The 25,677-nt window shown below is 70.9% G+C and carries 20 protein-coding genes and 1 pseudogene; 8 read left to right on the forward strand and 13 right to left on the reverse strand.

Translation table 11 applies throughout. From position 1 onward, the window contains the following. Positions 1–94 precede the first annotated feature (94 nt). Both AOK01_RS10270 and AOK01_RS10275 read right to left on the reverse strand, forming a co-directional pair. Positions 95–1,363, reverse strand: a complete 1,269-nt coding sequence (locus AOK01_RS10270) for an SWIM zinc finger family protein (protein WP_055510635.1) — start codon at positions 1,361–1,363, stop codon at positions 95–97. Further along, a complete protein-coding gene (locus AOK01_RS10275) occupies positions 1,360–4,215 on the reverse strand; it encodes a DEAD/DEAH box helicase (RefSeq protein ID WP_055510636.1) in 2,856 nt (951 codons plus the stop codon). Before AOK01_RS10275 ends, AOK01_RS10270 begins: the two co-directional genes overlap by 4 nt. Before the next feature lie 263 nt (positions 4,216–4,478). On the opposite strand from AOK01_RS10275, the gene AOK01_RS10280 reads away from it, so the two are divergent. Both AOK01_RS10280 and AOK01_RS10285 read left to right on the forward strand, forming a co-directional pair. Next, positions 4,479–5,519, forward strand: coding sequence for a fatty acid desaturase family protein (locus AOK01_RS10280; protein WP_055510637.1), 1,041 nt, complete (start codon positions 4,479–4,481; stop codon positions 5,517–5,519). 114 nt (positions 5,520–5,633) lie between these two features. After that, entirely contained in the window at positions 5,634–5,816 is a 183-nt protein-coding gene (locus AOK01_RS10285) for a hypothetical protein (protein WP_055510638.1), read from the forward strand. 180 nt (positions 5,817–5,996) lie between these two features. Here the strand turns inward: AOK01_RS10285 and AOK01_RS10290 are convergent, their stop codons facing one another. The 4 genes from AOK01_RS10290 to AOK01_RS10305 all read right to left on the reverse strand — a co-directional run bounded on the left by AOK01_RS10290 (position 5,997) and on the right by AOK01_RS10305 (position 8,969). Next, positions 5,997–6,866 carry a hypothetical protein gene (locus AOK01_RS10290; RefSeq protein WP_055510639.1) on the reverse strand — a complete coding sequence of 290 codons (870 nt, stop codon included), beginning with the start codon at positions 6,864–6,866 and terminating at the stop codon, positions 5,997–5,999. Between the two features lie 227 nt (positions 6,867–7,093). Continuing rightward, the gene (locus AOK01_RS10295) at positions 7,094–7,411 is read right to left on the reverse strand and encodes a hypothetical protein (protein WP_055510640.1); all 318 of its coding nucleotides are present in this window, start codon (positions 7,409–7,411) and stop codon (positions 7,094–7,096) included. 192 nt (positions 7,412–7,603) lie between these two features. Beyond that, positions 7,604–8,203 (reverse strand): class I SAM-dependent methyltransferase, encoded by a 600-nt coding sequence (locus AOK01_RS10300; RefSeq protein WP_055510657.1) that lies wholly within the window; start codon positions 8,201–8,203, stop codon positions 7,604–7,606. Between the two features lie 337 nt (positions 8,204–8,540). Next, complete coding sequence (locus AOK01_RS10305) at positions 8,541–8,969, reverse strand: PPOX class F420-dependent oxidoreductase (RefSeq protein ID WP_055510641.1); 429 nt, start codon at positions 8,967–8,969, stop codon at positions 8,541–8,543. A 94-nt stretch (positions 8,970–9,063) separates the two neighbouring features. Between AOK01_RS10305 and AOK01_RS10310 the strand changes: the two genes are divergently transcribed. Next, the gene (locus tag AOK01_RS10310; RefSeq protein WP_055510642.1) at positions 9,064–9,477 is read left to right on the forward strand and encodes a roadblock/LC7 domain-containing protein; all 414 of its coding nucleotides are present in this window, start codon (positions 9,064–9,066) and stop codon (positions 9,475–9,477) included. A gap of 124 nt (positions 9,478–9,601) precedes the next feature. Next, positions 9,602–10,501, forward strand: a pseudogene (locus AOK01_RS10315) (DUF6397 family protein); the annotation flags it as partial. A gap of 348 nt (positions 10,502–10,849) precedes the next feature. On the opposite strand, the gene AOK01_RS10320 reads toward AOK01_RS10315, so the two are convergent. Both AOK01_RS10320 and AOK01_RS10325 read right to left on the reverse strand, forming a co-directional pair. After that, positions 10,850–11,722, reverse strand: coding sequence for an acyl-CoA thioesterase (locus AOK01_RS10320; protein ID WP_055510643.1), 873 nt, complete (start codon positions 11,720–11,722; stop codon positions 10,850–10,852). Between the two features lie 19 nt (positions 11,723–11,741). Then, positions 11,742–14,255, reverse strand: a complete 2,514-nt coding sequence (locus AOK01_RS10325; protein WP_055510644.1) for a DEAD/DEAH box helicase — start codon at positions 14,253–14,255, stop codon at positions 11,742–11,744. Between the two features lie 145 nt (positions 14,256–14,400). Here AOK01_RS10325 and AOK01_RS10330 point away from each other — a divergent pair, with 145 nt between their 5' ends. Then, a complete protein-coding gene (locus tag AOK01_RS10330; protein ID WP_055510645.1) occupies positions 14,401–15,195 on the forward strand; it encodes a metal-dependent hydrolase in 795 nt (264 codons plus the stop codon). A gap of 141 nt (positions 15,196–15,336) precedes the next feature. Here the strand turns inward: AOK01_RS10330 and AOK01_RS10335 are convergent, their stop codons facing one another. The 4 genes from AOK01_RS10335 to AOK01_RS10350 all read right to left on the reverse strand — a co-directional run bounded on the left by AOK01_RS10335 (position 15,337) and on the right by AOK01_RS10350 (position 20,108). After that, entirely contained in the window at positions 15,337–15,627 is a 291-nt protein-coding gene (locus AOK01_RS10335) for a type B 50S ribosomal protein L31 (RefSeq protein WP_055510646.1), read from the reverse strand. Positions 15,628–15,688: 61 nt separating this feature from the next. Next, positions 15,689–16,159: a DUF5709 domain-containing protein gene (locus tag AOK01_RS10340; RefSeq protein WP_055510647.1), complete on the reverse strand. Its 471-nt coding sequence runs from the start codon at positions 16,157–16,159 to the stop codon at positions 15,689–15,691. Positions 16,160–16,521: 362 nt separating this feature from the next. Then, a complete protein-coding gene (locus tag AOK01_RS10345) occupies positions 16,522–18,312 on the reverse strand; it encodes an ABC transporter ATP-binding protein (RefSeq protein ID WP_055510648.1) in 1,791 nt (596 codons plus the stop codon). Then, positions 18,309–20,108 carry an ABC transporter ATP-binding protein gene (locus AOK01_RS10350; protein ID WP_055510649.1) on the reverse strand — a complete coding sequence of 600 codons (1,800 nt, stop codon included), beginning with the start codon at positions 20,106–20,108 and terminating at the stop codon, positions 18,309–18,311. The genes AOK01_RS10345 and AOK01_RS10350 overlap by 4 nt, the downstream gene beginning before the upstream one ends. Positions 20,109–20,311: 203 nt before the next feature. On the opposite strand from AOK01_RS10350, the gene AOK01_RS10355 reads away from it, so the two are divergent. Then, positions 20,312–21,043, forward strand: a complete 732-nt coding sequence (locus AOK01_RS10355) for a hypothetical protein (RefSeq protein ID WP_055510650.1) — start codon at positions 20,312–20,314, stop codon at positions 21,041–21,043. Between the two features lie 130 nt (positions 21,044–21,173). On the opposite strand, the gene AOK01_RS10360 is transcribed toward AOK01_RS10355, so the two are convergent. Further along, a complete protein-coding gene (locus AOK01_RS10360) occupies positions 21,174–22,613 on the reverse strand; it encodes a glycosyltransferase family 39 protein (RefSeq protein ID WP_245702194.1) in 1,440 nt (479 codons plus the stop codon). 175 nt (positions 22,614–22,788) lie between these two features. On the opposite strand from AOK01_RS10360, the gene AOK01_RS10365 reads away from it, so the two are divergent. Both AOK01_RS10365 and ku read left to right on the forward strand, forming a co-directional pair. Continuing rightward, positions 22,789–24,474 (forward strand): peptide-N4-asparagine amidase, encoded by a 1,686-nt coding sequence (locus AOK01_RS10365; RefSeq protein ID WP_055510652.1) that lies wholly within the window; start codon positions 22,789–22,791, stop codon positions 24,472–24,474. A gap of 130 nt (positions 24,475–24,604) precedes the next feature. Then, entirely contained in the window at positions 24,605–25,621 is a 1,017-nt protein-coding gene (ku, locus tag AOK01_RS10370; RefSeq protein WP_055510653.1) for a non-homologous end joining protein Ku, read from the forward strand. Positions 25,622–25,677: the final 56 nt, after the last annotated feature.

The raw sequence follows: 25,677 nt of genomic DNA on the forward strand, positions 1-25,677 counted from the left end.
GCCCCGAACGCCGTACGGCCGACGGGTGAACGCCGGGCGTCCAGCGCTCATCCGGTGGGGGCGGGTCAAGCCCCGGCGGCCCCGCGGCCCGCTGTCACTCCTGCCCCTCGGCCAGGGCCAGCGCCGTCGCCGGGTCCTGGGACGCCGGTCCGACGGGAGCCCAGCGGCCCCGTACCTCGCGGTACGGCCACCAGCGGCCGTCCGCGCCCAGACGCAGCTGAGTCTGTCCGCCGGCCACGGACCACCGGTTGCCGGACGCGCGCAGAACGGGCCGCTCGTCCCCCTCCCAGGCCGACTCCAGGGCGGCACGCGCGCGTGCGAGCGTTTCCGCCTCCACCGGCCGGTCCGACTCCAGTACGTCGAGCGCGGGCGCACCCCCGTACTCCCAGGAGCGGACCGCGAGCGCCAGACCTTTGCGGTCGCGCCCGGAACCTTCCGCGAGCCGGACGGCCACCGAGGCACCGGGCGTACCGCACGCCAGCCGCACGGCGTCCTGCCCGGGCGTCAGTTCGGCTTCCACCGCGCGCTGTTCGTGGCCCGGCCTGAGCGCGTCGGCGAGCAGCCGGTGCGCCTCACGGGCGGCCTGCGCCGCCAGGAACTCCAGCGCGGCCGGATCGATCCCGGGCGCGGGCGCGGCCTCCGTGTCCAGCGAGGGCGACAGGCCAGGTTCCGCGGGCACGGCGGGCACCTCGGGCAGCGGAGGCAGGATTTCCCCGGCCGCGTAGGCCTCCGCGGCGTCGACACCCTCGTACGTGTTCTGCCGCACCTCGACGGTCTCGGCACGAGGGACGCTGCGCGTCTGCAACTCGTCGAGGAGCCCGCGCTCACCGCGGCCGCGCAGCAGGAGCAGCACGAACGGATCCTGGTCCAGCAGCCGCGCCACCTGGTAGCAGAGCGCGGCGGTGTGACCGCAGTGGTCCCAGGCGTCGCAGTCGCACTCCGCCTCCAGATCGCCGAGACCCGGCAGGAGTTCGACACCGGCACTCGCCGCGTCCTCGACCAGATGCGGCGGCATCTCACGGTCGAGCAGCGCCGCGATGTGGCCCACCCGCTCGGCGGCCATGCCCAGGAACCGGTCCCACTGCTCCCCGGACAGCTCCTGAAGCAGGACGTCCGCACGGTGCGCGGTGCGGTCGCTGCCCTGGACCACCGCGGTGACGCGCCCGGGGCGGACCGACACGGCGCCCACGGCTCCCGCGCGCGCGAGCCGACGGCCCGTCCTCAGCTGCTCCGAGTCCAGCGCGGCGTCCTCCAGCGACTTGAGCCAGGCCTGCCCCCACCAGCTCTGGGCGAAGCCCCGGCCGCTCGCGGGCGGCAGAGCGGCGAACGTGCGCTCCGGAGTGTTCTCGTACGGATCGCTCATCGGGCGCCTCCTCGCAGTTCCACCAGGTCGGCCAGTTGGGCGTCGGTCAGTTCGGTGAGGGCCGACTCCCCGGATCCGAGTACCGCGTCGGCCAACTCCTTCTTGCGCAGCAGCATGTCCGCGATGCGGTCCTCGATCGTCCCCTCGGCGATCAGCCGGTGCACCTGGACCGGCCGCGTCTGGCCGATGCGGTACGCGCGGTCGGTGGCCTGGGCCTCGACGGCCGGGTTCCACCAGCGGTCGTAGTGCACGACGTGCTCGGCCCGCGTCAGATTCAGCCCCGTGCCCGCGGCCTTCAACGACAACAGGAAGACGGGCACCGCGCCGTCCTGGAAACGCTGCACCATGGCCTCGCGCTCGGGAACGGGTGTACCGCCGTGCAGGAACTGCGAGTTCACACCGCGTGCGCTCAGGTGGCGCTCGATCAGGCGTGCCATGCGCACGTACTGCGTGAAGACCAGAACGCACGCCCCCTCGGAGAGGATGGTGTCCAGCAGCTCGTCCAGCAGCTCCAACTTTCCGGAGCGGCCGGTGATCTTCGGCCGGTCCTCCTTGAGGAACTGCGCCGGGTGGTTGCAGATCTGTTTGAGGCCGGTGAGGAGCTTCATGATCAGTCCGCGCCGCGCCATGCTGTCGGCGCCCGAGATCTCCGCGAGGGTTTCACGGACCACGGCTTCGTAGAGGCCCGCCTGCTCCGTGGAGAGGGACACGGCGCGGTCGGTCTCCGTCTTGGGCGGTAGTTCCGGCGCTATACCAGGATCGGACTTGCGGCGGCGCAGGAGGAACGGCCGCACCAACTGGGCGAGCCGGTCGGCCGCTCCCGGATCCTGCCCGCCCTCGACAGCCTTCGCGTACTGGTTGCGGAACGTGCCGAGCCGGCCCAGCAGGCCCGGCGTCGTCCAGTCGAGGATCGCCCACAGTTCGGAGAGATTGTTCTCCACCGGAGTGCCGGTGAGCGCCACGCGCGCGCGTGCTTCGATGGTCCGCAGCTGCCGGGCCGTGTCCGAGTACGGGTTCTTCACGTGCTGTGCCTCGTCCGCGACGACCATGCCCCACGACACCTCCGCCAGGCGCGCCGTGTCGAGCCGCATGGTCCCGTAGGTCGTGAGGACGAACTCGCCGTCGGCAAGCCCCTCCAGACTGCGTCGCGCGCCGTGGAAGCGGCGGACGGGAGTGCCCGGCGCGAACCTCTCGATCTCCCGCTGCCAGTTGCCCATGAGGGACGTCGGACAGACGACGAGTGTCGGACCCGCGGCGGACTCGTCGGCCTGCCGGTGCAGATGCAGCGCGATGAGCGTGATCGTCTTGCCCAGGCCCATGTCGTCCGCGAGACAGCCGCCCAGTCCCAGAGACGTCATCCGGGCCAGCCAGTTGAGTCCGCGCAGCTGATAGTCGCGCAAGGTCGCGACCAGCGCCGGAGGCTGCCCGACCGGTTCCTGTCCCTCCGGGTCCGACAGATGGTCCCGCAGCGTCTCCAGCCACCCGGTGGGCCGCACGTCGACCCTGCGGCCGTCGACCTCCGTGGAACCCGTCAGGACGGCACTCAGCGCGTCGACGGGTGTCAGCTTGCGGTCCTGCTGGGCACGGGCGCGGCGCACCTCCTGCGGATCGACCAGGACCCACTGGTCACGCAGCCGCACCATCGGGCGGTTCGCCTCGGCGAGCCGGTCCAGCTCCTCGCGCGTCAACTGCTGGTCCCCCAGCGCGAACCACCAGGTGAAGGCCAGCAGCGCGTCGGCGGACAGGAAGGAGGGCGTGTCCGAGACCGGTCCGCTCGCGCTCTGTTCGCCGTCCGGCGGCCCGATGACCGCGCGGGCCGTGAGCTTGTTCGCGAGTTCCCTGGGCCAGTGCACCTCCACACCGGCGGCTGTGAGCGATCGGGCTCCCTCGCCCAGGAGCTCGTTGACCTCCTCGTCGGCGAGTTCGATCGAGTCGGGCACGGTCGCCGACAGCAGGGGGGCCAGCGGAGCCCAGGCCCGGGCGGCACGGCGCAGCGCGAGCAGCGCGTCCATCCGCGCGCGCGGGCCGAAGGCCGGACTCGACCCGCTCCACACCTCGGCGGCGTCCGCCAGCAGGGCAGGGTCGTTGACGCTGTGCAATTGCAGCACCGCGCGGAACGGCAGCCGGTTCTCGTCCGACACGGCCGACGCGAGCCCCGGTACCTCGACGCGCAGCGAGATCCGTACGCCGGCGTCGTGCCCGGCCGCGATATCGGCCGCCCAGGCACGGTGCTCGGGTACGTGCTGCGGTTCGGGGGCGGCGAAGGCAGGGCCGCCCGCGGCGAGCGCCGCGGCGGGGGAGCGGGGCAGCGTGTCGGCGACGGCGTCGAGGAAGGCACGCAGCAGCCACTCGGGATCGGGCAGCCGCAGCGGTTCGGCCTCGTCGACGGGCACCGCGTGGGCGTGCGGCGGCATCGCGGCGGCCAGCTCACGGACCCGCTCCAGATCCCGCGCGCCCAGCGGGCCGGCGCGCCACGCGTCGTGGTCACCGGCGCTCAGCCCGGGCAGCAGCAGTCCCCGCGCGGCGAGTTGGAGGGCCAGGACGGCCGCGGCACCCCAGAAGGCGGTCGCCCCGTGGGCTTGTGAAGCGGCACGCGCGCGTGTGAGGACCGGGAGCGCCGCCCGCACCGGCAGCACGACAGCGGGCACCCGCACCGACTCGACACCCTCCTCGCCGGGAAGGACGACGGTCAGTTCCTCGACGGAACCGGAGCCGACGGCAGGGAGTTCTTCGCCGTCGGGGAGCCAGAAAGCGACGTTGCCCGTGCGGGCCGGGTCGGCGGGGACGAACACGGCGTGGCAGTGAGCCAGTTCGGAGATCTCGGAGGGAGTGGGGGCAGGTATCCTCTGCACAGCGATGACTGCGTTCCTCAAATTTGACTACCAGGGCCTCGGGGTCGCCGAGAATACGGCACGGTAAGAGGTGCGCCAAATGTCCGAGTGGTGACCCCGGTCACTTCACGCGTGGGGTGGTGTCAGGTCCACCCCACGGTCGAGTTTTCCCCCGCCCGGACCCGGGTGCTGGTGCCATGGTCGCCCCAGGCCGGTGATCCGTACGTTCTACAGGTCGGCCCGTTGTCCGCCCAGCCTGTTCCCATCAGAGACCGGAGTCCCGCATGCCCGAAACCGCCGCCGTCGTGGAGCCGCCTTCCAGGGCCGCTCCCGCCAGCGAGTTCACCCCGCTCCTGCGCACCGTCAGAGGTCAGGGGCTCCTGGACCGCCGGCAGGGTTGGTACGCGCTCACCATCGCCGGCAACGCGCTCGCCCTGGCAGCCGTCGTCACGGGCATCGTCCTGATCGGCCACTCCTGGTGGGTGCTGCTGCTGGCCCCGGTGCTCGCCGTGCTGTGCGCCCGCACGGGCTTCATAGGCCACGACGCGGGCCATTCCCAGATCACCGGCAGCCGGCGGTCGGGGCGGGTGATCGGGCTCATCCACGGAAACCTGCTGCTGGGCATGAGTTACGGCTGGTGGAACGACAAGCACAACCGCCACCACGCCAACCCCAACCACGTCGACAAGGATCCCGACGTCAAGGCCGACGTGCTGGTCTTCGCCAGCGGGCAGACGGCGGGCCGTACCGGGTTGCGGCGCTGGCTCACCTGCCATCAGGCGTGGCTCTTCTTCCCGCTCACGCTCCTCGAAGGCGTCGCCCTGAAGGTCCACAGCCTGATGGACCTGCGTCGGCAGTCTCCTCGCGAACGTCCGGTCGAGGGCTTCCTGCTGATCGCGCACCTCGCCGCGTACGCGACTCTGCTGCTGAGCTCCATGCCCCTCGGCACGGCCCTCGTCTTCGCCGTGATCCACCAGGCGCTCTTCGGGCTGCACCTGGGCATGGCCTTCGCGCCGAACCACAAGGGCATGGAGATGCCCGACCCCGACGGCGAGGGCTGGGGACACCTCCGCCGCCAGGTGCTAACCTCCCGCAACGTCCGCCGGGGGTTGCTGACGGACTGGTTCCTCGGCGGTCTCAACTACCAGATCGAGCATCATCTGTTCCCGAGCATGCCCCGCCCTCATCTCAAGCTCGCCCAGCCTCTGGTGCGCGCCCACTGTCAGGAGTTGGGTATCCCTTACACGGAGACGGGGCTCGTGGACTCCTACCGTCAGGCCCTGCGGCACCTGTACGAGGTCGGGGAGCCCCTCAGGGTCGAGTAGGGGTGCACCTCGGGGACGTATCGGGGTCGTATCAGGGTCGCGGTCCGGAACCGCCGGGAGCGTGGGTCCGTTCTCAAGACAGAGAGCGGCAGTAGCCGCTAAGGAGGCTCGGACATGTCAAGGAACGCGAAGACAGCCGCAGGCGGTGTCGCGGTCGGCATCATCCTGCTCATCTGGCTGCCCTGGTGGGCCGCCCTGCTGATCGTCCTGGGAGTTCCCGCGGCGGCGTATCTCACACTGGACCCCTCGCAGCGGCGCAGGCTGCGCCGCGTCGGTCGCAAGGAACTCGGCCGCTGAGGCACCACCCGCTCGGTTCCCTTCCGGCACAGGAGTTGACCACGTCGCCGCTCGTGGGCCTGCCGATGGCGGGCTCCACGGGCGGCCATGTGCCGCGCCCTGCGTGGCCGCCCGACGTCCGACGCCGATCCGCCGACGCGGCCTGCCCCACGTCGTCCCCTCCGGTGTCGGCCCGCCGGATCAGTTCGGGCGTACGGCCATCTTCTCCAGAGCGTCCAGCAGGCCGGGCAGTTCGGGACCGCGGCCGACCGGCAGGATCTCCCCGGGCTTCTCGTCGAGCAGCACGAAGGCGATGTCGTCGGTCCGCGCCACCATCGACCAGCCGGGCCCGTCGGCCCGGAGCGTCCGCGCGTCGCCCGGGGCGAAGGACGAGCGCACGCGGCCGAGCGGCGGAGGCGCGTCCACGTACGCGTGCGCTTCGGCGATGACGCGCCGGACGCCACTGAGCGGCTCCCGCCCGTCGTCGCCCCCGCCCCCATCCTCGTCCCCGCCGAGCTGGGCGGACCCGTCACTCGGGGTGGTCTTTCCGGCCGTCGAATCGGCGAATTCGGTCTCGTCGATCTGTTCCCGCCAGGCGGCCCACTGGAGTGCGATCTCGTCCGCTCCGAGACGCCGCTGAGCGGCACCCCATGTGGACGTGTCGGGCGGGCACAGCGGTGCCTGCTCCGCGATGTCGGGCGCGGGATCGTGCGGGGCGGGCACACCGGGCGCGGCGACCGCCACGGCGAGCGGCCACCCGGGCAGTGCCGCCACCATCGTGCGATCGTCCGGCGACAGGTCGTACTCCATGCCGCAGTCCCAGGAGGCGATGGCGACGGCCACCAGCGAGACGTCGTCGATGACGACGGTCCACCGAGCTCCGTCGCCGTCCTGGCCCAGCACCAGGCCGTACCCGTCGGCGAGGGGTGCGAGGCCGAGCGCCGCACAGGCCTCGGGGTAGTCGTCGCCCAGCACACTGGGGAACTGCGCCGGCGTCAGAAGCACCGCCGTCAGCACGTACAGTGCGTCGTCGTCCCCGGTGGCGACGGCCTCATCGTCCGTCCCGGCCATCCCGACCTCCCCATCGCTACGATCCGTCGGCGCACCCTAATGCGCGCTCGCGGCCGTTGTCACGGGGCCGGAACATGCGGGAAGCCGCGCCCGTCGTCCGGTCCGGGGGCGAAACGACCGGCTGCGGTCGCGCTGATTCCGCTTTTTGCCCCCGGCCTGCCCCCAGCCTGCTCCCGGTCTGTCTTCGGGGCGTCCCCGGTGTCGCGGGCTCTCTGTTTGCGCCCCGGTCAGGCGGCCGGCAGACCGAGGAGCGTCCGGGCCACCGTGGCGGGCGACTCGTCGCGTTCCCGCGCGAGCGCGATGACGGCCCGGCACGCCAGCTCGTTCACGCCGAACGACAGAGCCTCCGGCGACACCCAGGTCGCGGCCTCGTCGATCCCGTCCTGGTCGTCCTCGGCACCCGCCGCCACATAGGCCGCCGCAGCTTCGAACAGGTTGTGCGTCTGCTTCTTCGGGCGAGGTTCGGCCGGTGAGGCAGGACGCCGGGACTCAGTCGGCCGCAGGCGTGAAAAGAGCTTCCAGACTCTGGCCATCGTGCCGGACATGCGGGCCACCTTCCCCCGTGTGCTGTTTCACCGGTCATCGCCCATCTGTCCCCAGTCAGGCTGGAGTCGAAGCGTCGGCATCAGAAGACGGTGGTGCAGCGAAGCAGGAGGGTGGTGCGGTGAAGCGGGGTCGATCACCTTCGTAGTGGCCCGAACTCCCTGAGCGCTGCGGGAAGGTCCTGAGCGGCGTTCTCAGGGCCGGCGCACGGCCAGCGTGAGGAACCGGGCGTCTTCGTCCACGTACGACGTCATGCGCCAGCCGGAGGCCGACAGGAGCGGGCCGAGGTTGGCCTGCGCTCGCAGGTCGTCCGGCGAGACCTGCCGGCCCTGGCGCGCTGCGAGGGCGGCCCTGCCGATCGGGTGGAAGAGCGCCAGGACCCCGCCGGGCCGTACGACCCGTGCCAACTCCCTCAGATTCGCGGCCGGGTTCGGAAGATGCGCGATGAGCCCCGCCGCGAAAACGGCGTGCAGCGACTCCGCGCGCAGCGGCAGCCGTGACACGTCGGTGAGGAGCAACTGCCCGGCCCGGTCACGGTCTGCCCGTGCCGCGGCCTCCAGCATGGCCGGCGTCAGGTCCCCGCCGAGGACCACCCCGGTAGGCCCCACGGCATCCCTCAGGGGCGGCAGAGCCCGCCCCGTACCGCAGCCCGCGTCGAGCACGCGGTCACCCTCACGCAGCCCCAGCTCGGAGACGGCCGACGCGTACGCCGGGCCGTCGTCGGGGAACCGGTTGTCCCAGTCGGCCGCACGGGCCGAGAAGAACTCCTGGACATGCGTGTGGTCGTCGCTCATACACCGCATGATCTCGCATCGGACGCCGAGCAGCACGGCCGAGTCCTCGTCGGGGCCACCCGCTGGAGGCGAGGCGGGGCAGGCCGCGAAAGCCCTGACGACAGTGCCCTCGTGCCGCCCCGCCCACAACCGTCGAACGCGCGGAGCTCGCCGTCGCCGTCGTCGGCGGCGACTCCGGTGTCTCCGTCGCTCTCGCCCACCGCGGCCACGTTCCCGTCCACCGCCAACCGATCCTGTCGGACAGCTCGGGCAGCTCGGGCAGCTCGGGCAGCTCGGGCAGCTCGGACAGCGGGGGCGGATGCGGCGCGACGTGGAGAGCCGACCTGTGCCGGCCTGTTCAGTCGGAGACCGATGCCTCCGCGAGGACTTTCTCGATCCTCACGCGTACGAGGAGTTCGCCGGGTACGCCGTTGCGGGCCGCGAACTCCCCGGCGCGCTCCTCGCCCATGTACCGGCCGGCGATCCGTTCGGCCCAGAGCCGGACGTCGTCGAGATCTTCCGAGATCCGGGCGCGTCCCTGCAGAACGACGAACGCGTACGGAGGCCGGTCGTCGTCCACGCACAGGGCCACCCGGCCGTCCCGGGCCAGATTGCGCCCTTTGACGGTGGTCTTCCCTGTGTTGAACAGAAGGTCGTCGCCGTCGAGCAGAAACCAGATCGGCGCCACATGGGGGCGTCCGTCGGCCCGGACGGTCGACAACTTGCCAGTGCGGGTTCCGTGCGAGACGAACGCCCGCCATTCCTCATCGGTCATCTTGTGTGCCATGCCCCTATCCTCCTTGCCCGGACGGCGACGGTGGGGAAGGCTGGTCGATCGGATCCTCCGGCCAGGGGGAGCCACACTCACGGGGAGACGGATCATGGCTGAGAACCCGGGACTTGACTGGCTGCTCGACGACCTGACCCAGCGTGTCGAGCACATACGCCACGCACTGGTGCTGTCCAACGACGGCCTGGTGACCGGAGCGAGTACGGGTCTGCGGCGGGAGGACGCCGAACATCTCGCCGCCGTCTCGTCGGGCTTGCACAGCCTGGCCAAGGGCTCGGGCCGGCACTTCGGCGCGGGGCGAGTCCGCCAGACCATGATCGAGTTCGACGACGCGGTACTTTTCGTCACGGCGGCGGGCACCGGCAGCTGTCTGTGCGTGCTCAGCGGGGCGGAGGCCGACATCGGTCAGGTCGCGTACGCGATGACGCTGCTGGTCAATCGCGTCGGCGAACATCTCGGTGTCGACGCCCGACAGCCGGAGCACTCGCCCTCCGTGGACGGCTGACCTGCACAGACGCCATCGCGAACGAGGTTATCCACAGGCCCGGCGCGAGAAGTGGCGAAGCGGCTACGGTTTTTCCCGAAGCAAGCGCACGCAAGCGCACACCGCTGCACGGGGGAGAACCGTCATGTCCGGAAACACCGTCACGCAGTCCGTCATGTCCGGCTCGAACGAGCCTGTCGGGGGCAGGAGCGCATCCGCCGGCACCACGCACATGGCCGTCACCCCGGCGTCGCCACCGACACTGGCTCAGGGGCGCGCCGCGCGAGAGCTGGGGCTCAAGCGAGGCGAGTTCGATATTGCCGTTCGGCTCGGGCGCATCCGTACGGTGCCTGACGAAGGAGGCGGAGGCCGTCGCGTCACCCGCGCGGAGATCGACCGGGTGAGGTCCGAGGAGGGCTTCCCGGAGGCCCTGCGGGAACGTGTCAAAGCGGTCGGTACCTCGGAGGGCGCGGCCCTCATGGGTGTCACGACCGCCCGGTTCACGCGCTTCGCCCGCCTGGGCCTCGTCGTTCCCGTCAAGTTCTACCTGAACCGCTACCGGGCCGTGGTGTGGCTGTACCCGGCCGAGGAACTGCGTCAGTTCGCCGAGAACGAGAAGAACGCGCCACTGCTGAACGGCCGCGTACCCGAGGGGCTGCGCGGCCAGTTGGACACGGGCCTGGACCTACGGGCCCGGAACTGGCGAGGGCGGCACCTCGGCTTCCTGCTTCGGCAGACCGAGGATCCCTGGGCACGTGTCGCGGCCGTGGCGGCGCTGCTCGATCCCGCCCAGGTCGCCGAGATCGTCAGTGATCCCTACGAGCGTGCCTACATGGACCGGCACCGGCCCGATCAGCCCACGCACGGCGCCCCCGATTCGCCCGCCGCCCATGTCACCGCCCGGATCACGACAGCGGCGGATCCGGACGAGATCAGCTGGCTCCGGGCCGACTTGACGAACGGGCTGGAGGAGGCACGCGACCACCGGCCCGCACCGCGACCGACAGGGAAGCCCGGGAGTCCGCACGGGAACGAGGACCGTCCGAGCCCGCTCGTGGAGCACCGGCTGCCGGCCGAGCAGCAACAGCTGGCCGAGCTGCGGAAGGCCACCAAGCTGCGGCGACCGTCCGAAGGACGGCCATTGATCGAAGGACGACGACCGGCCGATGCGCGACGACCTGTCGATCCGCGGCAGCCGACCGACCTACGGCATCCGGCCGAGCCGCGACGGCCGGCCGAAGCGCGCCACACGGCCGAAGGACGGCAGCAGTCCGGTGTGCGGCACCAGTCCGGTGTGCGACGGCAGGCCGCGGCGCGGCACGGGGTCGACGAACCGGAGCGGCCCAAGGGCCTCCTCGGTCGGCTGCGGCGCAGAAACCCCTGAATCGGCGCGTCAGCCCTCCAGCTTGCGGAACAGTCCCTCCTGGACGACGGAAACGAGCAGGCGTCCCTCCCGGTCGTAGATGCGGCCCCGGGCCAGCCCCCGGCCGCCCGTGGCGATCGGAGACTCCTGGTCGTAGAGGAACCACTCGTCGGCGCGAAACGGCCGGTGGAACCACATCGCGTGGTCCAGGGAGGCCATGTCGAAACCGCGTCGGCCCCAGAGGGGTTCCACCGGGATACGGACCGCGTCCAGGAGGGTCATGTCGCTCGCATAGGTGAGCGCGCAGGTGTGGACCAGCGGATCGTCGCCCAGGGGGCCGACGGCGCGCATCCACACAGCGCTGCGCGGCTCGGCGTGCTCGATCTCCTCGGGAGTCCAGCGCAGCCGGTCCGCGTAGCGGATGTCGAAGGGTTGGCGCCGGGCCATGCGCTCCAGTGTCTCGGGGAGCGCGCCCAGATGCTCCTTGACCTCCTGGCTGACGCTCGGGAGCGAATCGGGATCCGGGACCTCACGGGCCGGCGGCAGCTGGTGTTCGAAGCTCCCTTCCTCGGGCTTGTGAAAGGAGGCGGTCAGATTGAAGATCGTGCGGCCCTGCTGCACGGCGGTGACGCGGCGCGTGGTGAACGACCGCCCGTCCCGTACCCGTTCGACCTGGTACACGATGGGCACGCCCGGCCGGCCCGGACGCAGGAAGTACGCGTGCAGCGAGTGCACGGGCCGTTCCGGGTCCGTGGTGCGGCCCGCGGCGACGAGAGCCTGCCCGGCCACCTGCCCGCCGAAGACCCGCTGCAGGGATTCCTGCGGGCTGCGGCCACGGAAGATGTTGACCTCGATCTGCTCCAGGTCGAGCAGGTCGACGAGTCGTTCCGCTGGGTTCGTCATGTGTCGCGTTCTCCTGTGCTCACAGCTGGCCGACGGCGGTGACCTTGACGATGGCACGTCCCTCGGCATCGGAGGCCACCAGGTCGACCTCCGCGCTGATACCCCAGTCATGATCGCCGTTGGGGTCGGCGAAGGCCTGCCGGACCCGCCACAGACCGTTCTGCGGCTCCTCCTCGATGAGCAGAAGCTTGGGGCCGCGTGCGTCGGGGCCGGTACCGAGGTCGTCGTACTCGTCCCAGTACTTGTCCATCGCCTCGCCCCAGGCGTCGGCGTCCCAGCCGGACTCGGCGTCCATCCCACCGAGTTCCTCGACGTGATCGAGGGCGGCGAGCTCGACGCGCCGGAACATGGCGTTACGGACGAGGACCCGGAAGGCCCGCGCGTTGGCCGTCACCGGTTTGACCTGGTCGGCCTTCTCCTGGGCCTCCTCGGCCGTCATCACCTCGGGGTTGGCGAGCTGCTCCCACTCGTCGAGGAGGCTGGAGTCGACCTGACGCACCATCTCGCCGAGCCAGGCGATCAGATCCTCCAGGTCCTCCGACTTGAGGTCGTCCGGGACGGTGTGGTCAAGGGCCTTGTAGGCGCTCGCCAGGTAGCGGAGCACGATGCCCTCGGTGCGGGCGAGCTCGTAGTGGGACGTGAACTCCGTGAAGGTCATGGCCCGTTCGTACATGTCGCGGATGACGGACTTCGGGGAGAGCGGATGGTCGCCCACCCACGGATGGCTCGTGCGGTAGGTGTTGTACGCGTGGAAGAGCAGCTCTTCCAGTGGCTTGGGGTATGACACGTCCTGGAGCCGCTCCATGCGGTCCTCGTACTCGACACCGTCCGCCTTCATCGCCGCCACGGCCTCGCCGCGGGCCTTGTTCTGCTGGGCGGCGAGGATCTGCCGCGGGTCGTCCAGCGTGGACTCCACGACGGACACCATGTCCAGGGCGTACGAGGGGGACTCGGTGTCCAGGAGCTCGAACGCGGCGAGAGCGAAGGTCGACAGCGGCTGGTTGAGGGCGAAGTTCTGCTGCAGGTCGACGGTGAGGCGCACGATGCGGCCTTCGGCGTCCGGTGTGTCGAGTTTCTCCACCACTCCGCCGTCGAGGAGCGAGCGGTAGATGGCGATCGCCCGCCGGATGTGCCGCAGTTGCTGCTTGCGCGGCTCGTGGTTGTCCTCCAGCAGATGCCGCATCGCGGCGAAGGCGTTGCCGGGCCGTGCGATCACGGACAGGAGCATCGTGTGGGTGACCCGGAAGCGCGAGGTCAGCGGCTCAGGATCGGACGAGATCAGCTTCTCGAACGTGTTGTCCGTCCAGCCGACGAAGCCTTCCGGAGCCTTCTTGCGCACCACCTTGCGGCGTTTCTTCGGATCGTCGCCCGCCTTGGCGAGGGCCTTCTCGTTCTCCACGACATGCTCGGGAGCCTGCGCCACGACGAAGCCCGCCGTGTCGAAGCCCGCCCGGCCGGCCCGGCCCGCGATCTGGTGGAACTCCCGCGCGCGCAGCGTCCGCACGCGGGTTCCGTCGTACTTCGCCAGAGCGGTGAACAGCACGGTGCGGATGGGTACGTTGACGCCGACGCCGAGCGTGTCCGTGCCGCAGATCACCTTCAGGAGACCGGCCTGTGCCAGCTTCTCCACCAGGCGGCGGTACTTGGGCAGCATGCCGGCGTGGTGCACACCGATGCCGTGCCGTACGTAACGGGAGAGGTTGCGGCCGAACTTGGTGGTGAAACGGAAGTTGCCGATCAGTGCGGCGATCTGGTCCTTCTCCTCGCGCGTGCACATGTTGATGCTCATCAGTGCCTGCGCGCGCTCCACGGCCTGCGCCTGGGTGAAGTGCACGATGTAGACGGGCGCCTGCTTCGTCTCAAGGAGCTCCGTGAGCGTCTCGGTGAGCGGCGTCAGCCTGTACTCGTAGGAGAGGGGGACAGGCCGGGTCGCCGAGCGGACCACCGAGGTGGGGCGGCCGGTCCGCCGGGTCAGGTCCTCCTCGAACATGGAGACGTCGCCGAGCGTCGCCGACATCAGGATGAACTGGGCCTGCGGCAGTTCGAGGATCGGGATCTGCCAGGCCCAGCCGCGGTCGGCCTCGGCGTAGAAGTGGAACTCGTCCATCACGACCTGGCCGACATCGGCACGCTTGCCGTCACGCAGCGCGATCGACGCCAGGACTTCGGCGGTGCAGCAGATGACCGGGGCGTCCGAGTTGACGGACGCGTCACCGGTCAGCATGCCGACGTTCTCGGTGCCGAAGATCTTGCACAGCTCGAAGAACTTCTCCGAGACGAGCGCCTTGATCGGTGCCGTGTAGAAGGTGACCTCGTCGCGGGCGAGCGCCGCGAAGTGCGCACCCGCGGCGATCATGCTCTTGCCGGACCCGGTGGGGGTCGACACGATCACGTTCGCACCCGAAACCACCTCGATCAGCGCCTCCTCCTGGTGGGAATAGAGCGTGAGACCGCGTTCCCCGGCCCACGACTCGAAGGCTTCGTAGAGGGCGTCGGGATCTGCGGTCTGCGGCAGCTGATCGATAAGGGTCACGCCCCCATCTTGCCTGTCATCCCACCCGATGAGGGAATCGGTTGCGGGACCGAAGATCACGAACGCTACGCTGTGTCGCCGGCCAGGTGTCGGTTCACTTGGGCAACTGGCAGTCCGTACAAGAGGAATGGGGCGGGGTACGGCGATGATGGGACCAGCACACTCACTGTCCGGGGCTGCGGCCTGGCTGGGCGTAGGAGCGGCGGCGGCCGCCGCCGGTCACACGATGCCCTGGCCGGTGCTTCTGACCGGCGCGCTGATCTGCGCGGGCGCCGCGCTCGCACCGGATCTGGACCACAAGGCCGCCACCATCTCGCGGGCCTTCGGACCCGTCTCCCGGGGCCTGTGCGAGATCGTCGACAAACTCTCGTACGCGGTCTACAAGGGGACGAGGAAGCCCGGCGACCCGCGCCGTTCCGGGGGACACCGCACGCTGACACACACCTGGCTGTGGGCGGTGCTGATCGGTGCCGGGGGATCGGCCATCGCGATCGCGGGAGGCCGCTGGGGTGTACTGGCCCTCCTGTTCGTGCACATGGTGCTCGCCATCGAAGGGCTGCTGTGGCGGGCGACGCGTGGTTCCAGCGCCGACGTCCTGGTCTGGCTGCTGGCCGCGACCAGTGCGTGGATCGTCGCGGGAGTGCTGGACAAGCCGGGCAACGGCTCCGACTGGCTGTTCACGGCGCCGGGCCAGGAGTACCTGTGGCTCGGACTGCCGATCGTCCTCGGGGCGCTGGTGCACGACATCGGGGACGCGTTGACGGTGTCGGGCTGCCCGATCCTGTGGCCGATACCGATCGGCCGCAGGCGCTGGTACCCCATCGGGCCGCCGAAGGCGCTGCGGTTCAGGGCGGGCAGCTGGGTGGAGCTGAAGGTGCTGATGCCCGTGTTCATGCTGCTGGGCGGAGTGGGCTGCGCCGCCGCGCTCAACGTCATCTGAGGGGTCACGTCGAGGGAACGGGAGCGGTCGGCCGGCCGGCCGGACCGCGCCGCGCCCGGCGGTCCGCCGTGCGTTGCCGCCGGGCGAAGTCCGCTGGGTGTCGCTGTCATCTGCCGTCGGGACGCGCGCGGCCCGGGAGGGTCACGCCGCGTCGCCTCCGTCCGACGCCTTGCCCTGGCCCACGCCCCCGCTGCTGCCGTACCGCTTCTCGAAGCGGGCGACCCGTCCCTCCGTGTCCACGGTCCTGGCCTTGCCCGTGTAGAAGGGGTGGCTCTCCGAGGAGATCTCCACATCCACGACGGGGTACGTCCGGCCGTCGTCCCACTCGATGGTCTGGTCGCTGACCGCGGTGGACCGGGTCAGGAAGGCGTACCCGGCGGCGCGGTCGCGGAAGACGACGGAGTGGTAGTCGGGGTGCTTGTCCTGCTGCATGAGTGCTCCTTGCCTGGGGGTGGGGGAGAGGTGCGTGGACAGGGCAGGGGAGGAGAGAGGGTCAGCCGGGCACGGAGTCCTCGTCGACGATGTGCATGGCGGCCTCCTCCGCCGAGGCCGCCGCTCCGTCGATGCCCACGTCGGTGGCGATCGCTCCGCTCTCCTCGTCCTCGTGCGCGCCTTCGTCGGGGGCCACGAGACGTCCGGAGCGGATGGTGCCCACTTCGTTGTCCAGGGGTTCCCCGTCCGAGTCGGGGGAGTCTCCGATGCCGTCGCCGTCAGGTGTCGCGATGTCCGGAAGTTCTTCCGCGAGACGTTCGTCGAGGGTTTCACCGTGGTGCCGCTCGGCCGCCGTCACGTCGTTGCGCTCCACCGCCCAGGGGCGTTCCGGAGGTGACCAGCCCCGGTCCAGAGGGTCGCTCACACCGTCGATGTCCAGGGTGTCCTCGGCGTCCAGCAGCCCGGCGTCGTCCTGAACCTCGGATCCGTCGGGCTGGTAGACATCGTCTCCCCATCCGTCGGCACTGTCCACGGGTACCTCCAGGTGCTGTGGGCCGGCCTGCTGTCACCGCGTTCGGCGGCGGGTACGCGGACCGCTCGGCCCCGGCCTCCCCCGTACGGAACACGTGGAACCGGGTGGTTCCCGGGCGTTCCCCCGAGCCGGTGCCGACATCCACACTTCCACCTCTCTTCGACACCGCGCAACGGCACGGAGCCCGGCCGCGCGGGTCGGACCGCTCACCGGGCGGCGACCACGGGCCGGGCGGCGAGCGGGACGCGACGGGAGTTCGGCACGGTCAGGAGCGGGTCTCCCGCAGCCCGATGCCGGCCCGCCCACGCAGGACGGACCGACGCCGGACGGACCCACGCCGGGCCCGCGGAGCGGACGCCCGGTCACCCGTGCCAGGACCGCCACAGCGCCGCGTACGCGCCGTCCGCCACGACCAGCTGGTCGTGGCTGCCGAGCTCGCTGATGCGGCCGTTCTCGACGACGGCGATGACGTCCGCGTCATGGGCGGTGTGCAGTCGGTGCGCGATGGCGACCACGGTACGGCCGTCCAGGACACGGGCCAGGGAACGCTCCAGGTGCCGGGCCGCTCGCGGGTCGAGGAGCGAGGTGGCCTCGTCCAGGACCAGCGTGTGCGGGTCGGCGAGCACCAGGCGTGCGAGCGCGATCTGCTGGGCCTGGGCCGGCGTGAGCAAGACACCACCCGAGCCGACCTCGGTGTCGAGACCGTCGTCCAGCGCCCGCGCCCAGCCGTCGGCGTCGACCGCGCCGAGGGCGGCCCACAGCTCGGCGTCGTCGGCGTCCGTACGGGCGAGGAGCAGGTTGTCGCGCAGGGCGCCCACGAAGACGTGGTGCTCCTGGTTGACCAGTGCCACGTGCGAGCGGACACGTTCCGCGGACATCCGGGACAGCTCCGCGCCGCCCAGGGTGACCGTGCCGGAGCGGGGTGCGTAGATTCCGGCGAGCAGCCGGCCCAGTGTGGACTTGCCCGCGCCGGACGGGCCGACCAGGGCCAGCCGGGTGCCGGGCGCGACCTCCAGGGAGACCTTGCGCAGGACATCGACGCCCGCCCGGTAGCCGAAGTGCACCTCGTCGGCGTGCACGTCACGCCCGTCGGGCGCCAGCGATCCGTCCCCCGCGTCGGGCTCGATGTCACGGACGCCCACCAGCCGGGCCAGCGACACCTGTGCCACCTGGAGCTCGTCGTACCAGCGCAGGATCAGGCTCACCGGGTCGACGAGCATCTGCGCGATCAGGGCGCCCGTCGTCAGCTGGCCCACCCCGATCCAGCCCTGGAGGACGAAGGACCCGCCGATCATCAGGACCGAGCAGAGGACCGTGACGTGGGTGGCGTTGATGACGGGGAACAGCACCGACCGCAGCCAGAGGGTGTACCGCTCCCAGGCGGTCCACTCCCTGACCCGCCGGTCCGACAGATCGATGCGGCGCGCGGCCAGGCGATGCGCCTCGACGGTGCGCCCGGCGTCCACGGTCTCGGCGAGCACGGCGGCCACGGCCGCGTAACCGGCGGCCTCGGAGCGGTAGGCCGACGGGGCGCGCCTGAAGTACCAGCGGCAGCCGACCACCAGGAGCGGGACGGCGATCAGCACCGCGGGTGCGAGCGGCGGCGCGGTCACGACGAGCCCGCCGAGCAGCAGCACCACCCACACCACACCGATGGCCAGCTGGGGTACGGCCTCTCGCATGGCGCTGGCCAGCCGGTCGATGTCCGTGGTGATGCGGGACAGCAGATCGCCCGTACCGGCCCGCTCCAGGACGCCCGGCGGCAGGCCCACAGCCCGTACGAGGAAGTCCTCGCGCAGGTCGGCCAGCATCCGCTCACCGAGCATGGCCCCGCGCAGCCGTACCTGGTGCACGAAAACGGCCTGGACGACCAGGGCGAGGGCGAACAGCGCGACGATGCGCTCGATGTGCAGCTCGCGCGCGGCCGTCGCGCCGTCGGAGACGTGCTGGACCAGGGAGCCCAGCAGGTAGGGGCCCGCCATCGAGGAGACGACGGCGACCGTGTTGACGGCGACGAGCGCCAGGAAGGCCCGGCGATGCCGTTGGAACAGTTCGGCCACGTAGGCGCGTACGGTCGCGGGGGCGCCGACGGGCAGGGTCTCCGCCGTCGTCGGGGCCGCCGGGTCGTAGGCCGGTGGCGCCACGCCGATCATGCCGTCTCCTCTATTTCTTCCAGTTCCCGCAGATGGGTCAGCTCGTGCGCGGCGGCCTCGTCGTCGGTCTCACGGGTCACCACCACGCGGTACCGCGCGTCGCTGTGCAGCAGTTCGCGGTGTACGCCGACCGCCGCCACCTCGCCCTCGTGGACGAGTACGACCCGGTCCGCACGGTCGAGGAGCAGCGGTGACGAGGTGAACACCACCGTCGTGCGTCCCTGGCGCAGCGACCGGATCCCGTCGGCGATCCGTGCCTCGGTGTGCGAGTCGACCGCGGACGTCGGTTCGTCCAGGACCAGCACCCCCGGGGCCGTGACCAGTGACCGGGCCAGTGCGAGACGCTGGCGCTGGCCGCCCGACAGGGAGCGGCCGCGTTCGGTGATCCGGGCGTCCATTGCGTCGTCCGCGGTCGGCGCCCCCTGGGAGAGGGCGTCCAGGACGTCGCCGCACTGTGCCGCCGACAGCGCCTCCTCGGGGCTGACGTCTCCGGAGGCGGGCACGTCGAGCAGTTCGCGCAGCGTCCCGGAGAGCAGGACCGGATCCTTGTCCTGGACGAGGACGGCGCTGCGGGCGGAGCCGAGGGGCAGTTCGTCGAGCGGAACGCCTCCGACCAGCGCAGACGGCAGCTCCGAGGAGTCCGCCGTATGACCGCCGAGCCGCTCGGCCAGTTCGCCCGCGGCGTCCGGGTCGCCGCACACCACGGCGGTGAACCGTCCGGCGGGCGCGAGCAGACCGGTCGTGGGGTCGTACAGGTCCCCGGACGGCACGACCGCCTCGCGCGACCCCTCGCCGTCCGTGGCCCGCTCCAGCGACAGCACCCGCGCCGCGCGCTTGGCGGACGGCCGGGAGAAGGAGTACGCCATCGCGATCTCCTCGAAGTGCCGCAACGGGTAGGAGAGGATCATGACCGCGCTGTACACGGTGACCATCTCACCGACGGTGATCCGGCCCTCGCGAGCCAGGTTCACGCCGTGCCAGACGACCGCGATCAGCAGAAGTCCGGGCAGCAGGACCTGGATCGCGGAGATCAGCGCCCACATGCGGGCGCTGCGCACGGCGGCATGCCGGACCTCCTGCGAGGCGCGGCGGTAGCGGTCGAGGAACAGTTCCTCGCCGCCGATGCCGCGCAGCACGCGCAGGCCCGCGACGGTGTCGGTGGCCAGCTCCGTGGCGCGGCCCGCCTTCTCACGCTGGAAGTCGGCGCGGCGGGTGGCCCGGGGCAGCAGCGGAAGCACCGACAGCGCCAGGACGGGCATGCCCACGGCGACGACGATGCCGAGCGCCGGCTGGTAGACGACGAGGGCGACGCAGACGAGCACGATGGTCACCGCTGCCGCGGTGAACCGCGAGACGGCCTCCACGAGCCAGCCGATCTTCTCCACGTCGCCGGTGGAGACCGCGACGACCTCGCCGGCCGCGACGCGCCGTGTCAGCGCCGAGCCCAGCACGGCGGTCCTGCGGGCCAGCAACTGCTGGACGCGCGCGGCAGCGGTGATCCAGTTGGTGACCGCGGCCCGGTGCAGCATGGTGTCGCCCAGCGCGATACCGACTCCACAGAGCGCCATCAGCCCGCCCGCGGCGGCGAGTCGCGCACCGGAGCGGTCGACGACGGCCTGGACCGCGAAGCCGACGCAGAAGGGCAGCGAGGACACGGACACGAAGTGCAGCAGTCCCCAGAGCAGGGCCTTCAGCTGTCCGCCGAGCTGATTCCGGCCGAGCCACACAAGGAATCGGGGCCCCGAGCGTGCGTCCGGCACACCCGGGTCGGGATACGGAAGGTCTTGAATCTGCATGGCGTCCCAGGAGCTCGTAGTACGGGGGGAAGAGGCAACAAACTGTGAAAGGTTCGCGTCGTAGCGTGTCCGCAGGCAAACGGTTTTCCGTCGTGGGGCAAAGATTCGGCCCGGACCGCCCGGATATGGCCGGTAGGCCGAGGGGTGGGCGCGATCGTCCGGATCGTGGTGCGACGATGGAGGGTATGCGAATGAGTGGTGCGATGCGCCGGACAGCCGTGGCCGCTGTCCTCGGTGCCCTGGTGATGCCCCTGACGGCCTGCGGCGGCTCGGACGGCGGAAGCGGCGAGAAGAGCAACGGGCGGGCGGGCGGCGGGTCCCGGCCCGAACAGGCGCGCACCGTCGACCTCAAGCGCATCCCCGATGTGGGGGACAAGCTGCAGAAGCAGATACCCGCAGAATCCCGCCAGGTCGTCGCCGTCTACGGACAGGGCAAGGACTCGGCGGACTCCACGATCGTCCTCTACACCAAGTCCGGTACGACCTGGGACAAGACCCGCAGTTGGGAAGGGCACAACGGCAAGAAGGGCTGGGCGACCAACCACCGCGAGGGCGACCGGCGCAGCCCCGTCGGGGTGTTCACGCTCAGCGACTCGGGCGGCGTCCTCGCCGACCCCGGTGCCAAGCTCCCGTACACGGAGTCCGCGGGCTTCCAGGCCCCGCACTACTGGTCCAAGTCGCACTGGAACGACTTCGACTACGTCATCGCCATCGACTACAACCGCGTCAAGGGCACCTCGCCGAACGACCCGACGCGCCCTCAGGGCCAGTCCAAGGGCGGCAGTATCTGGCTGCACATGGACCACGGCAGCGGCACGTCGGCCTGCGTGAGCCTGCCCAAGTCGGGCATGGAGTACCTGCTGCGCACCCTCGACCCGGACCAGCACCCGGTCGTGGTGATGGGCGACAAGACGGACCTCAAGGCCAAGGCCTGACAGCCCCGTTACCTCGTCACCCGTTACCCCGTCACCCGCTACCCGTCACCCGCTACCAGTCACCCGTTCACCAGTCACCGTTCACCAGTCACTACGGGCCACCGCCGCCAAGGCCTCCAGCAGCAAAGCCTCAGTAGTAGTGGCGCAGCGACGGCCAAAGACGGGACCACGGCTTCGTGGTTCCCGAGCACAGCACCACCGCCGCGCCCTGTTCCTCGTTCTCCACCTCGTGTCCGTTGTCCACGCGTGCGACCTGTCGGCAGTCGGTGAAGTACCGCTCGATGCCGTCGGCGTCCTCCTGACGGACGACGAGGACCGGTCCGTCGGCCGAGTCGGGCGGCGGGCCCCAGTCGGCGTAGCTCATATGGCCGGAATAGGGGCGGGGCAGCCCGCGTGCGGGCCCGTAGTGGTCGAGGGCGCCCGCCTCGCCGTAGTTCTGTGTGAAGACCACGGCGCGCGCCCGCTCACGTGCGGGAATCGCGGACCACCCGCGCGCGGTTGCGTCGGCCAGCGCCGGCCAACCCACCTGCTCGCCCTGCTCCTTGTTGAGCGCCATCGGCACGGTGAGCGCACTCTGCGGAAGTACGGGCAAGGTCACCATCGTATTGATCGCGACGGCCGCGACCACGGCCGCCGAGGGCCACGTACGGCCATGCCGCCGTGCCCAGCGGACGGCGGGCTCGCAGCCCGCCACGAGCAGCACGAGCAGCAGCGGAACGACGTAGTACCCCTTGCCGCCCAGGGCCAGAACCATCACGCACACCAGCGGGTACGCCACCGCGGTCGCCCGGGCCCACCGCAGCGCCGGATCGCGCCACAGCCGCAGCCAGCCCGCGACCCACACGGGCACGAACAGCGGGGAGAGGTAGATGAGTTGCTCCGGCACGAACAGGATCCGGTTCTCGGTCCCGTCGTCCGTACCGATGCCCTCCGCCACCGTCAGCTGGGGCCAGTCGTGGTCGGCCTGCCACCAGAGGTTGGGCGCCGCCACCACAAGGGCCGCGGCCACGCCGGCGAGCAGCCACGGGCTGCGCAGCACCCGCCGCGGACCCACGGCGAGCACGGCCGCGAGAAGTGCGACGACCAGCAGCGCCACGAGGTACTTGTTCAGCAGGCCGGCCCCGACGCACAGGCCGATCGGCAGCCACCACCGCCCGTCACCGGTACGCAGCAGCCGTAGCGCCAGCCAGCAGATCACCAGCCACGCCAGCAGGTCGAAGCCGGCGGTCGACAGCATGTGCCCGACCGCCAACGGTTGTGCGGACACGGCCGCGAGCCCGGCGGCAAGCACCTGCGTGCTCCGGTCGCCTCCCAACTCCCGCGCGACGAGGGCGACCACCACGACGGTGGCGACGAGGGCGAGCGTCGCCGGGACCCGCAACCCGACGGTGGAGTCCCCGAGCACCTCGGTGGCGGCCCGCGCGAGGAACGGTGTCAGCGGCGGCTGGTCGACGTATCCCCACGCCGGGTGATCGCCTGCCGCGAGGAAGTACAACTCGTCCCGGTGGTAACCGTATCGGCCGGACAGCGCGGTCAGGGCGACGGCCAGGACGGCCGCCAGGCCTGCCACAGGGCCGAGAGCGAACCGAGGTAATTCGCGTGCTGCGTCGCCCCGTTCCCGATCCATAGCGCCCCCTCGCCGGCCGGTCGCACCACGGTACTGGCGAGGTCCGGCCCGGTCGAGGGTCCTGTCACGAGCCGAGGCCGCATTGCGGCCCGGGCTAACTCCCCGTAGAACACCGCCCATGAGAAGACGGATCTTCATGTCCATGCTTGCCGGAGCGACCCTCGTGGCGAGCACCCTCCTCGGAGCGGGCCCGGCGTCGGCAGCCCGGCCGCCACAAGCCCCGGCCATCCCGGTCGCCGGACTCGCCGACCCGCCCGCCGAGTTCGGGACCGACTGGCACGATCCCCTGACCGCCGCCCCGCCCGTCACCCACCCCACCGGAAAATCCTGCGAAGTGACGGTCGCCGAGGCGCAGTTCCGCGACTTCACGCCCTACAAGGGCACGTACGCGCCCCCGCGTGGCTGCGGTGACCGTTGGAGCAAGGTCGTTCTGCGGCTCGACGGCAAGGTCCAGGGACGGCAGTACGACCGGCTCGGTTATCTGCACATCGGCGGTGTCGAGGTCCTCCGTACGTCCACTCCGCAGCCCTCGCCCGACGGCATCGAGTGGTCGGTGGAGAAGGACGTCACGCGCTACGGCGACACGTTCCGCGAGGGCCACGACGTCGAGATGCTGATCGGGAACGTCGTCGACGACACCTACACGGGAATCATCGACGTCAAGGTGACACTCACCTTCTACCCGGCAGAGAAGCCGGCCGCGACCAAGACCGCGACCAAGACCGCGACCAAGACGGTGGCCAAGGCCGCGGCGGCCCCCGATCGCGTACTGACCCTCCAGGACGGCACCCTCACCACGCCCCGGAACAGCGAACGCATCGTCGCCGAGGTGTACGCCACAGGGTCGGGCGGCGGCTGCGAGGAGTACTGGTATCTGACGGTGCCGGACGCCGCTCCCTACTCCTGCAAGGCCGGAGACGGCCCCTACCGCGAGGTGCAGATCGAGGTCGACGGCAAGCTCGCCGGCATCGCGGCACCGTTCCCGACCGTATGGACCGGCGGCTGGTCCAACCCCTTCCTCTGGTACGTGATCCCGGGCCCGCGCGCCTTCGACATCAAGCCCGTCGAGTACGACCTGACACCGTTCGCGGGGCTGCTCAACGACGGCCGTCCGCACCGGATCGACGTCTCCGTGGTGGGCGTTCCAGAGGGACAGAGCGGCTGGAGCACCCCGGTGAACGTCCTGGTCTGGCAGGACGCCAAGAGCACACGCGTCACCGGGAAGCTCACCGCACACCGGGCCGGCGACCTCACGAACTCCTCCACGTACACGCCCGGTTCGGAGCACCGCCTCGACACCGGGGCCGGGCACCGGCTGACCGTGGCTGGGTACGTCGACACCTCGCACGGCCGTGTCACGACCACGGTCGACCGCGAGCTGGCCGCCACGTCCGTGCACCGCTGGACGGACGGCGAGAGCGCGGACGCGCTGAAGGGGACCTGGACCGACGACGAGAAGGTCACCGTGGACGGACACGGGCCCGCCGTGACGACCCGTACGGACCGCACGTACACCATGGACGGTGTCACGACACTCGGAGCGGGCGACCGGCTGCGGACCGTGCTGTCGCTGGGGGACCGGGCCTCCGTCGTGGAGACCCGTGGCGGCCGGCGCACCGCGTGGTCCCGGCTCGACGACAGCTACGCGGGCGACGCGACCTACACCGCGAACGTGCCGCGCGACCAGCGGCATGCCGTCGGCACGACGAGTGAGCGCTACCGGCTGTACGGCTCGGACGGGTGCTACGACCGGCGCCTGGTGACCGTCCAGGGCACCCTCACCGGGGTCCGCGACAGCTGCTGACCTCGTCGCTCCCGTCGCTCCCGTCGCTCTGAAGAGCCAGGGGCAGCTCCCCGCGCCGGCACGGTGGACGTGCCGGTGCGGGGAGCCGCTCGTACGATGAGGGTCTCGGGGCCGTTGACGGAGGTTTGTCGTGCCCCGAACCGTCTGGTCAGGAGCCATCTCTTTCGGTCTGGTGACCGTGCCGATCCGCGTGGTGTCGGCGACCGAGAACCACGCGATCCGCTTCCACCAGTACCACCTCGAAGACATGGGCCGGGTCCGCGTCCGCAAGTACTGCGAGCTTGAGGACCGCGAGGTCTCCCAGGACGAGATCGGCAAAGGGTACGAAATCAGCAAGGACACCCTCGTCGCGGTGAGTGACGAGGAGCTGCGGGAGATGCCGCTGCCCACCGCGAAGGCCATCGAGATCTCCGCTTTCGTGCCGGCGGCGTCGATCGATCCCCTCCAGGTGGGCGACGGCTACTACCTCCAGGCCGACGGCCAGGTCGCGGCCAAGCCCTACAAGCTGCTGCGGATGGCTCTGGAGCGCAGCGCCAAGGTCGCCATCGCCAAATACGCGTGGAGCGGCCGCGAGCGCCTGGGCCTGCTCCGCGTCCGCGACGACTCCATCGTCCTGCACGCGATGCGCTGGCCCGACGAGATCCGCTCACCCCAGGGGCTGGCCCCGACCGCGGTCGAGGTGTCCGACGACGAGATCGAGGGCGCGCGGGCCCTCATCGACCACATGACCCGCGACGGCCTGCAAGGCAGCGAGTTCGAGGACCACTACACGGACGCCCTCGCGGAAGTCATCAAGGCGAAGCGCGAAGGGCACGCGCCTCCGGAGGCGCCGGAACAGGAGTCGCCGGCCGGGCAGGTCGTCGACCTGATGTCCGCTCTGGAGGCGTCCGTGAAAAAGGCACGGGCCTCCCGGGGCGAGGGCGAGGGCGACGCCGACGTGTACGACCTGCCCACGAAGAAGAAGACAACGGCCAAGAAGGCGTCGGCCAAGAAGGCAACGGCCGGCAGAGCGACAGCCGCGAAAGCAACAGCCGAGAAAGCGACAGCCACGAAGGCGGCGAAAAAGACGGCTAAGACGGCTAAGAAGACGGCCGCCAAGAAGACCCCCGCGAAGAAGACCGCGGCGAAGTCAAAACGCAGCGCGTGATCCGACTGGCGGCTGCCGCGCGGACCGGCAGACGGCGGATCACGGATCACGGATCA

The organism is Streptomyces aurantiacus, from assembly GCF_001418335.1.
Lineage (GTDB): Bacteria > Actinomycetota > Actinomycetes > Streptomycetales > Streptomycetaceae > Streptomyces > Streptomyces aurantiacus.

Excerpts from the sequence above, each read along its gene's own strand:
- AOK01_RS10270 (WP_055510635.1), bottom strand. The coding sequence starts at position 1,363 with ATGAGCGATCCGTACGAGAACACTCCGGAGCGCACGTTCGCCGCTCTG.
- AOK01_RS10280 (WP_055510637.1), top strand. The coding sequence starts at position 4,479 with ATGCCCGAAACCGCCGCCGTCGTGGAGCCGCCTTCCAGGGCCGCTCCC.
- AOK01_RS10285 (WP_055510638.1), top strand. The coding sequence starts at position 5,634 with ATGTCAAGGAACGCGAAGACAGCCGCAGGCGGTGTCGCGGTCGGCATC.
- AOK01_RS10290 (WP_055510639.1), bottom strand. The coding sequence starts at position 6,866 with ATGGCCGGGACGGACGATGAGGCCGTCGCCACCGGGGACGACGACGCA.
- AOK01_RS10295 (WP_055510640.1), bottom strand. The coding sequence starts at position 7,411 with ATGTCCGGCACGATGGCCAGAGTCTGGAAGCTCTTTTCACGCCTGCGG.
- AOK01_RS10300 (WP_055510657.1), bottom strand. The coding sequence starts at position 8,203 with ATGAGCGACGACCACACGCATGTCCAGGAGTTCTTCTCGGCCCGTGCG.
- AOK01_RS10305 (WP_055510641.1), bottom strand. The coding sequence starts at position 8,969 with ATGGCACACAAGATGACCGATGAGGAATGGCGGGCGTTCGTCTCGCAC.
- AOK01_RS10310 (WP_055510642.1), top strand. The coding sequence starts at position 9,064 with ATGGCTGAGAACCCGGGACTTGACTGGCTGCTCGACGACCTGACCCAG.
- AOK01_RS10320 (WP_055510643.1), bottom strand. The coding sequence starts at position 11,722 with ATGACGAACCCAGCGGAACGACTCGTCGACCTGCTCGACCTGGAGCAG.
- AOK01_RS10330 (WP_055510645.1), top strand. The coding sequence starts at position 14,401 with ATGATGGGACCAGCACACTCACTGTCCGGGGCTGCGGCCTGGCTGGGC.
- AOK01_RS10335 (WP_055510646.1), bottom strand. The coding sequence starts at position 15,627 with ATGCAGCAGGACAAGCACCCCGACTACCACTCCGTCGTCTTCCGCGAC.
- AOK01_RS10345 (WP_055510648.1), bottom strand. The coding sequence starts at position 18,312 with ATGATCGGCGTGGCGCCACCGGCCTACGACCCGGCGGCCCCGACGACG.
- AOK01_RS10350 (WP_055510649.1), bottom strand. The coding sequence starts at position 20,108 with ATGCAGATTCAAGACCTTCCGTATCCCGACCCGGGTGTGCCGGACGCA.
- AOK01_RS10355 (WP_055510650.1), top strand. The coding sequence starts at position 20,312 with ATGCGCCGGACAGCCGTGGCCGCTGTCCTCGGTGCCCTGGTGATGCCC.
- AOK01_RS10365 (WP_055510652.1), top strand. The coding sequence starts at position 22,789 with ATGAGAAGACGGATCTTCATGTCCATGCTTGCCGGAGCGACCCTCGTG.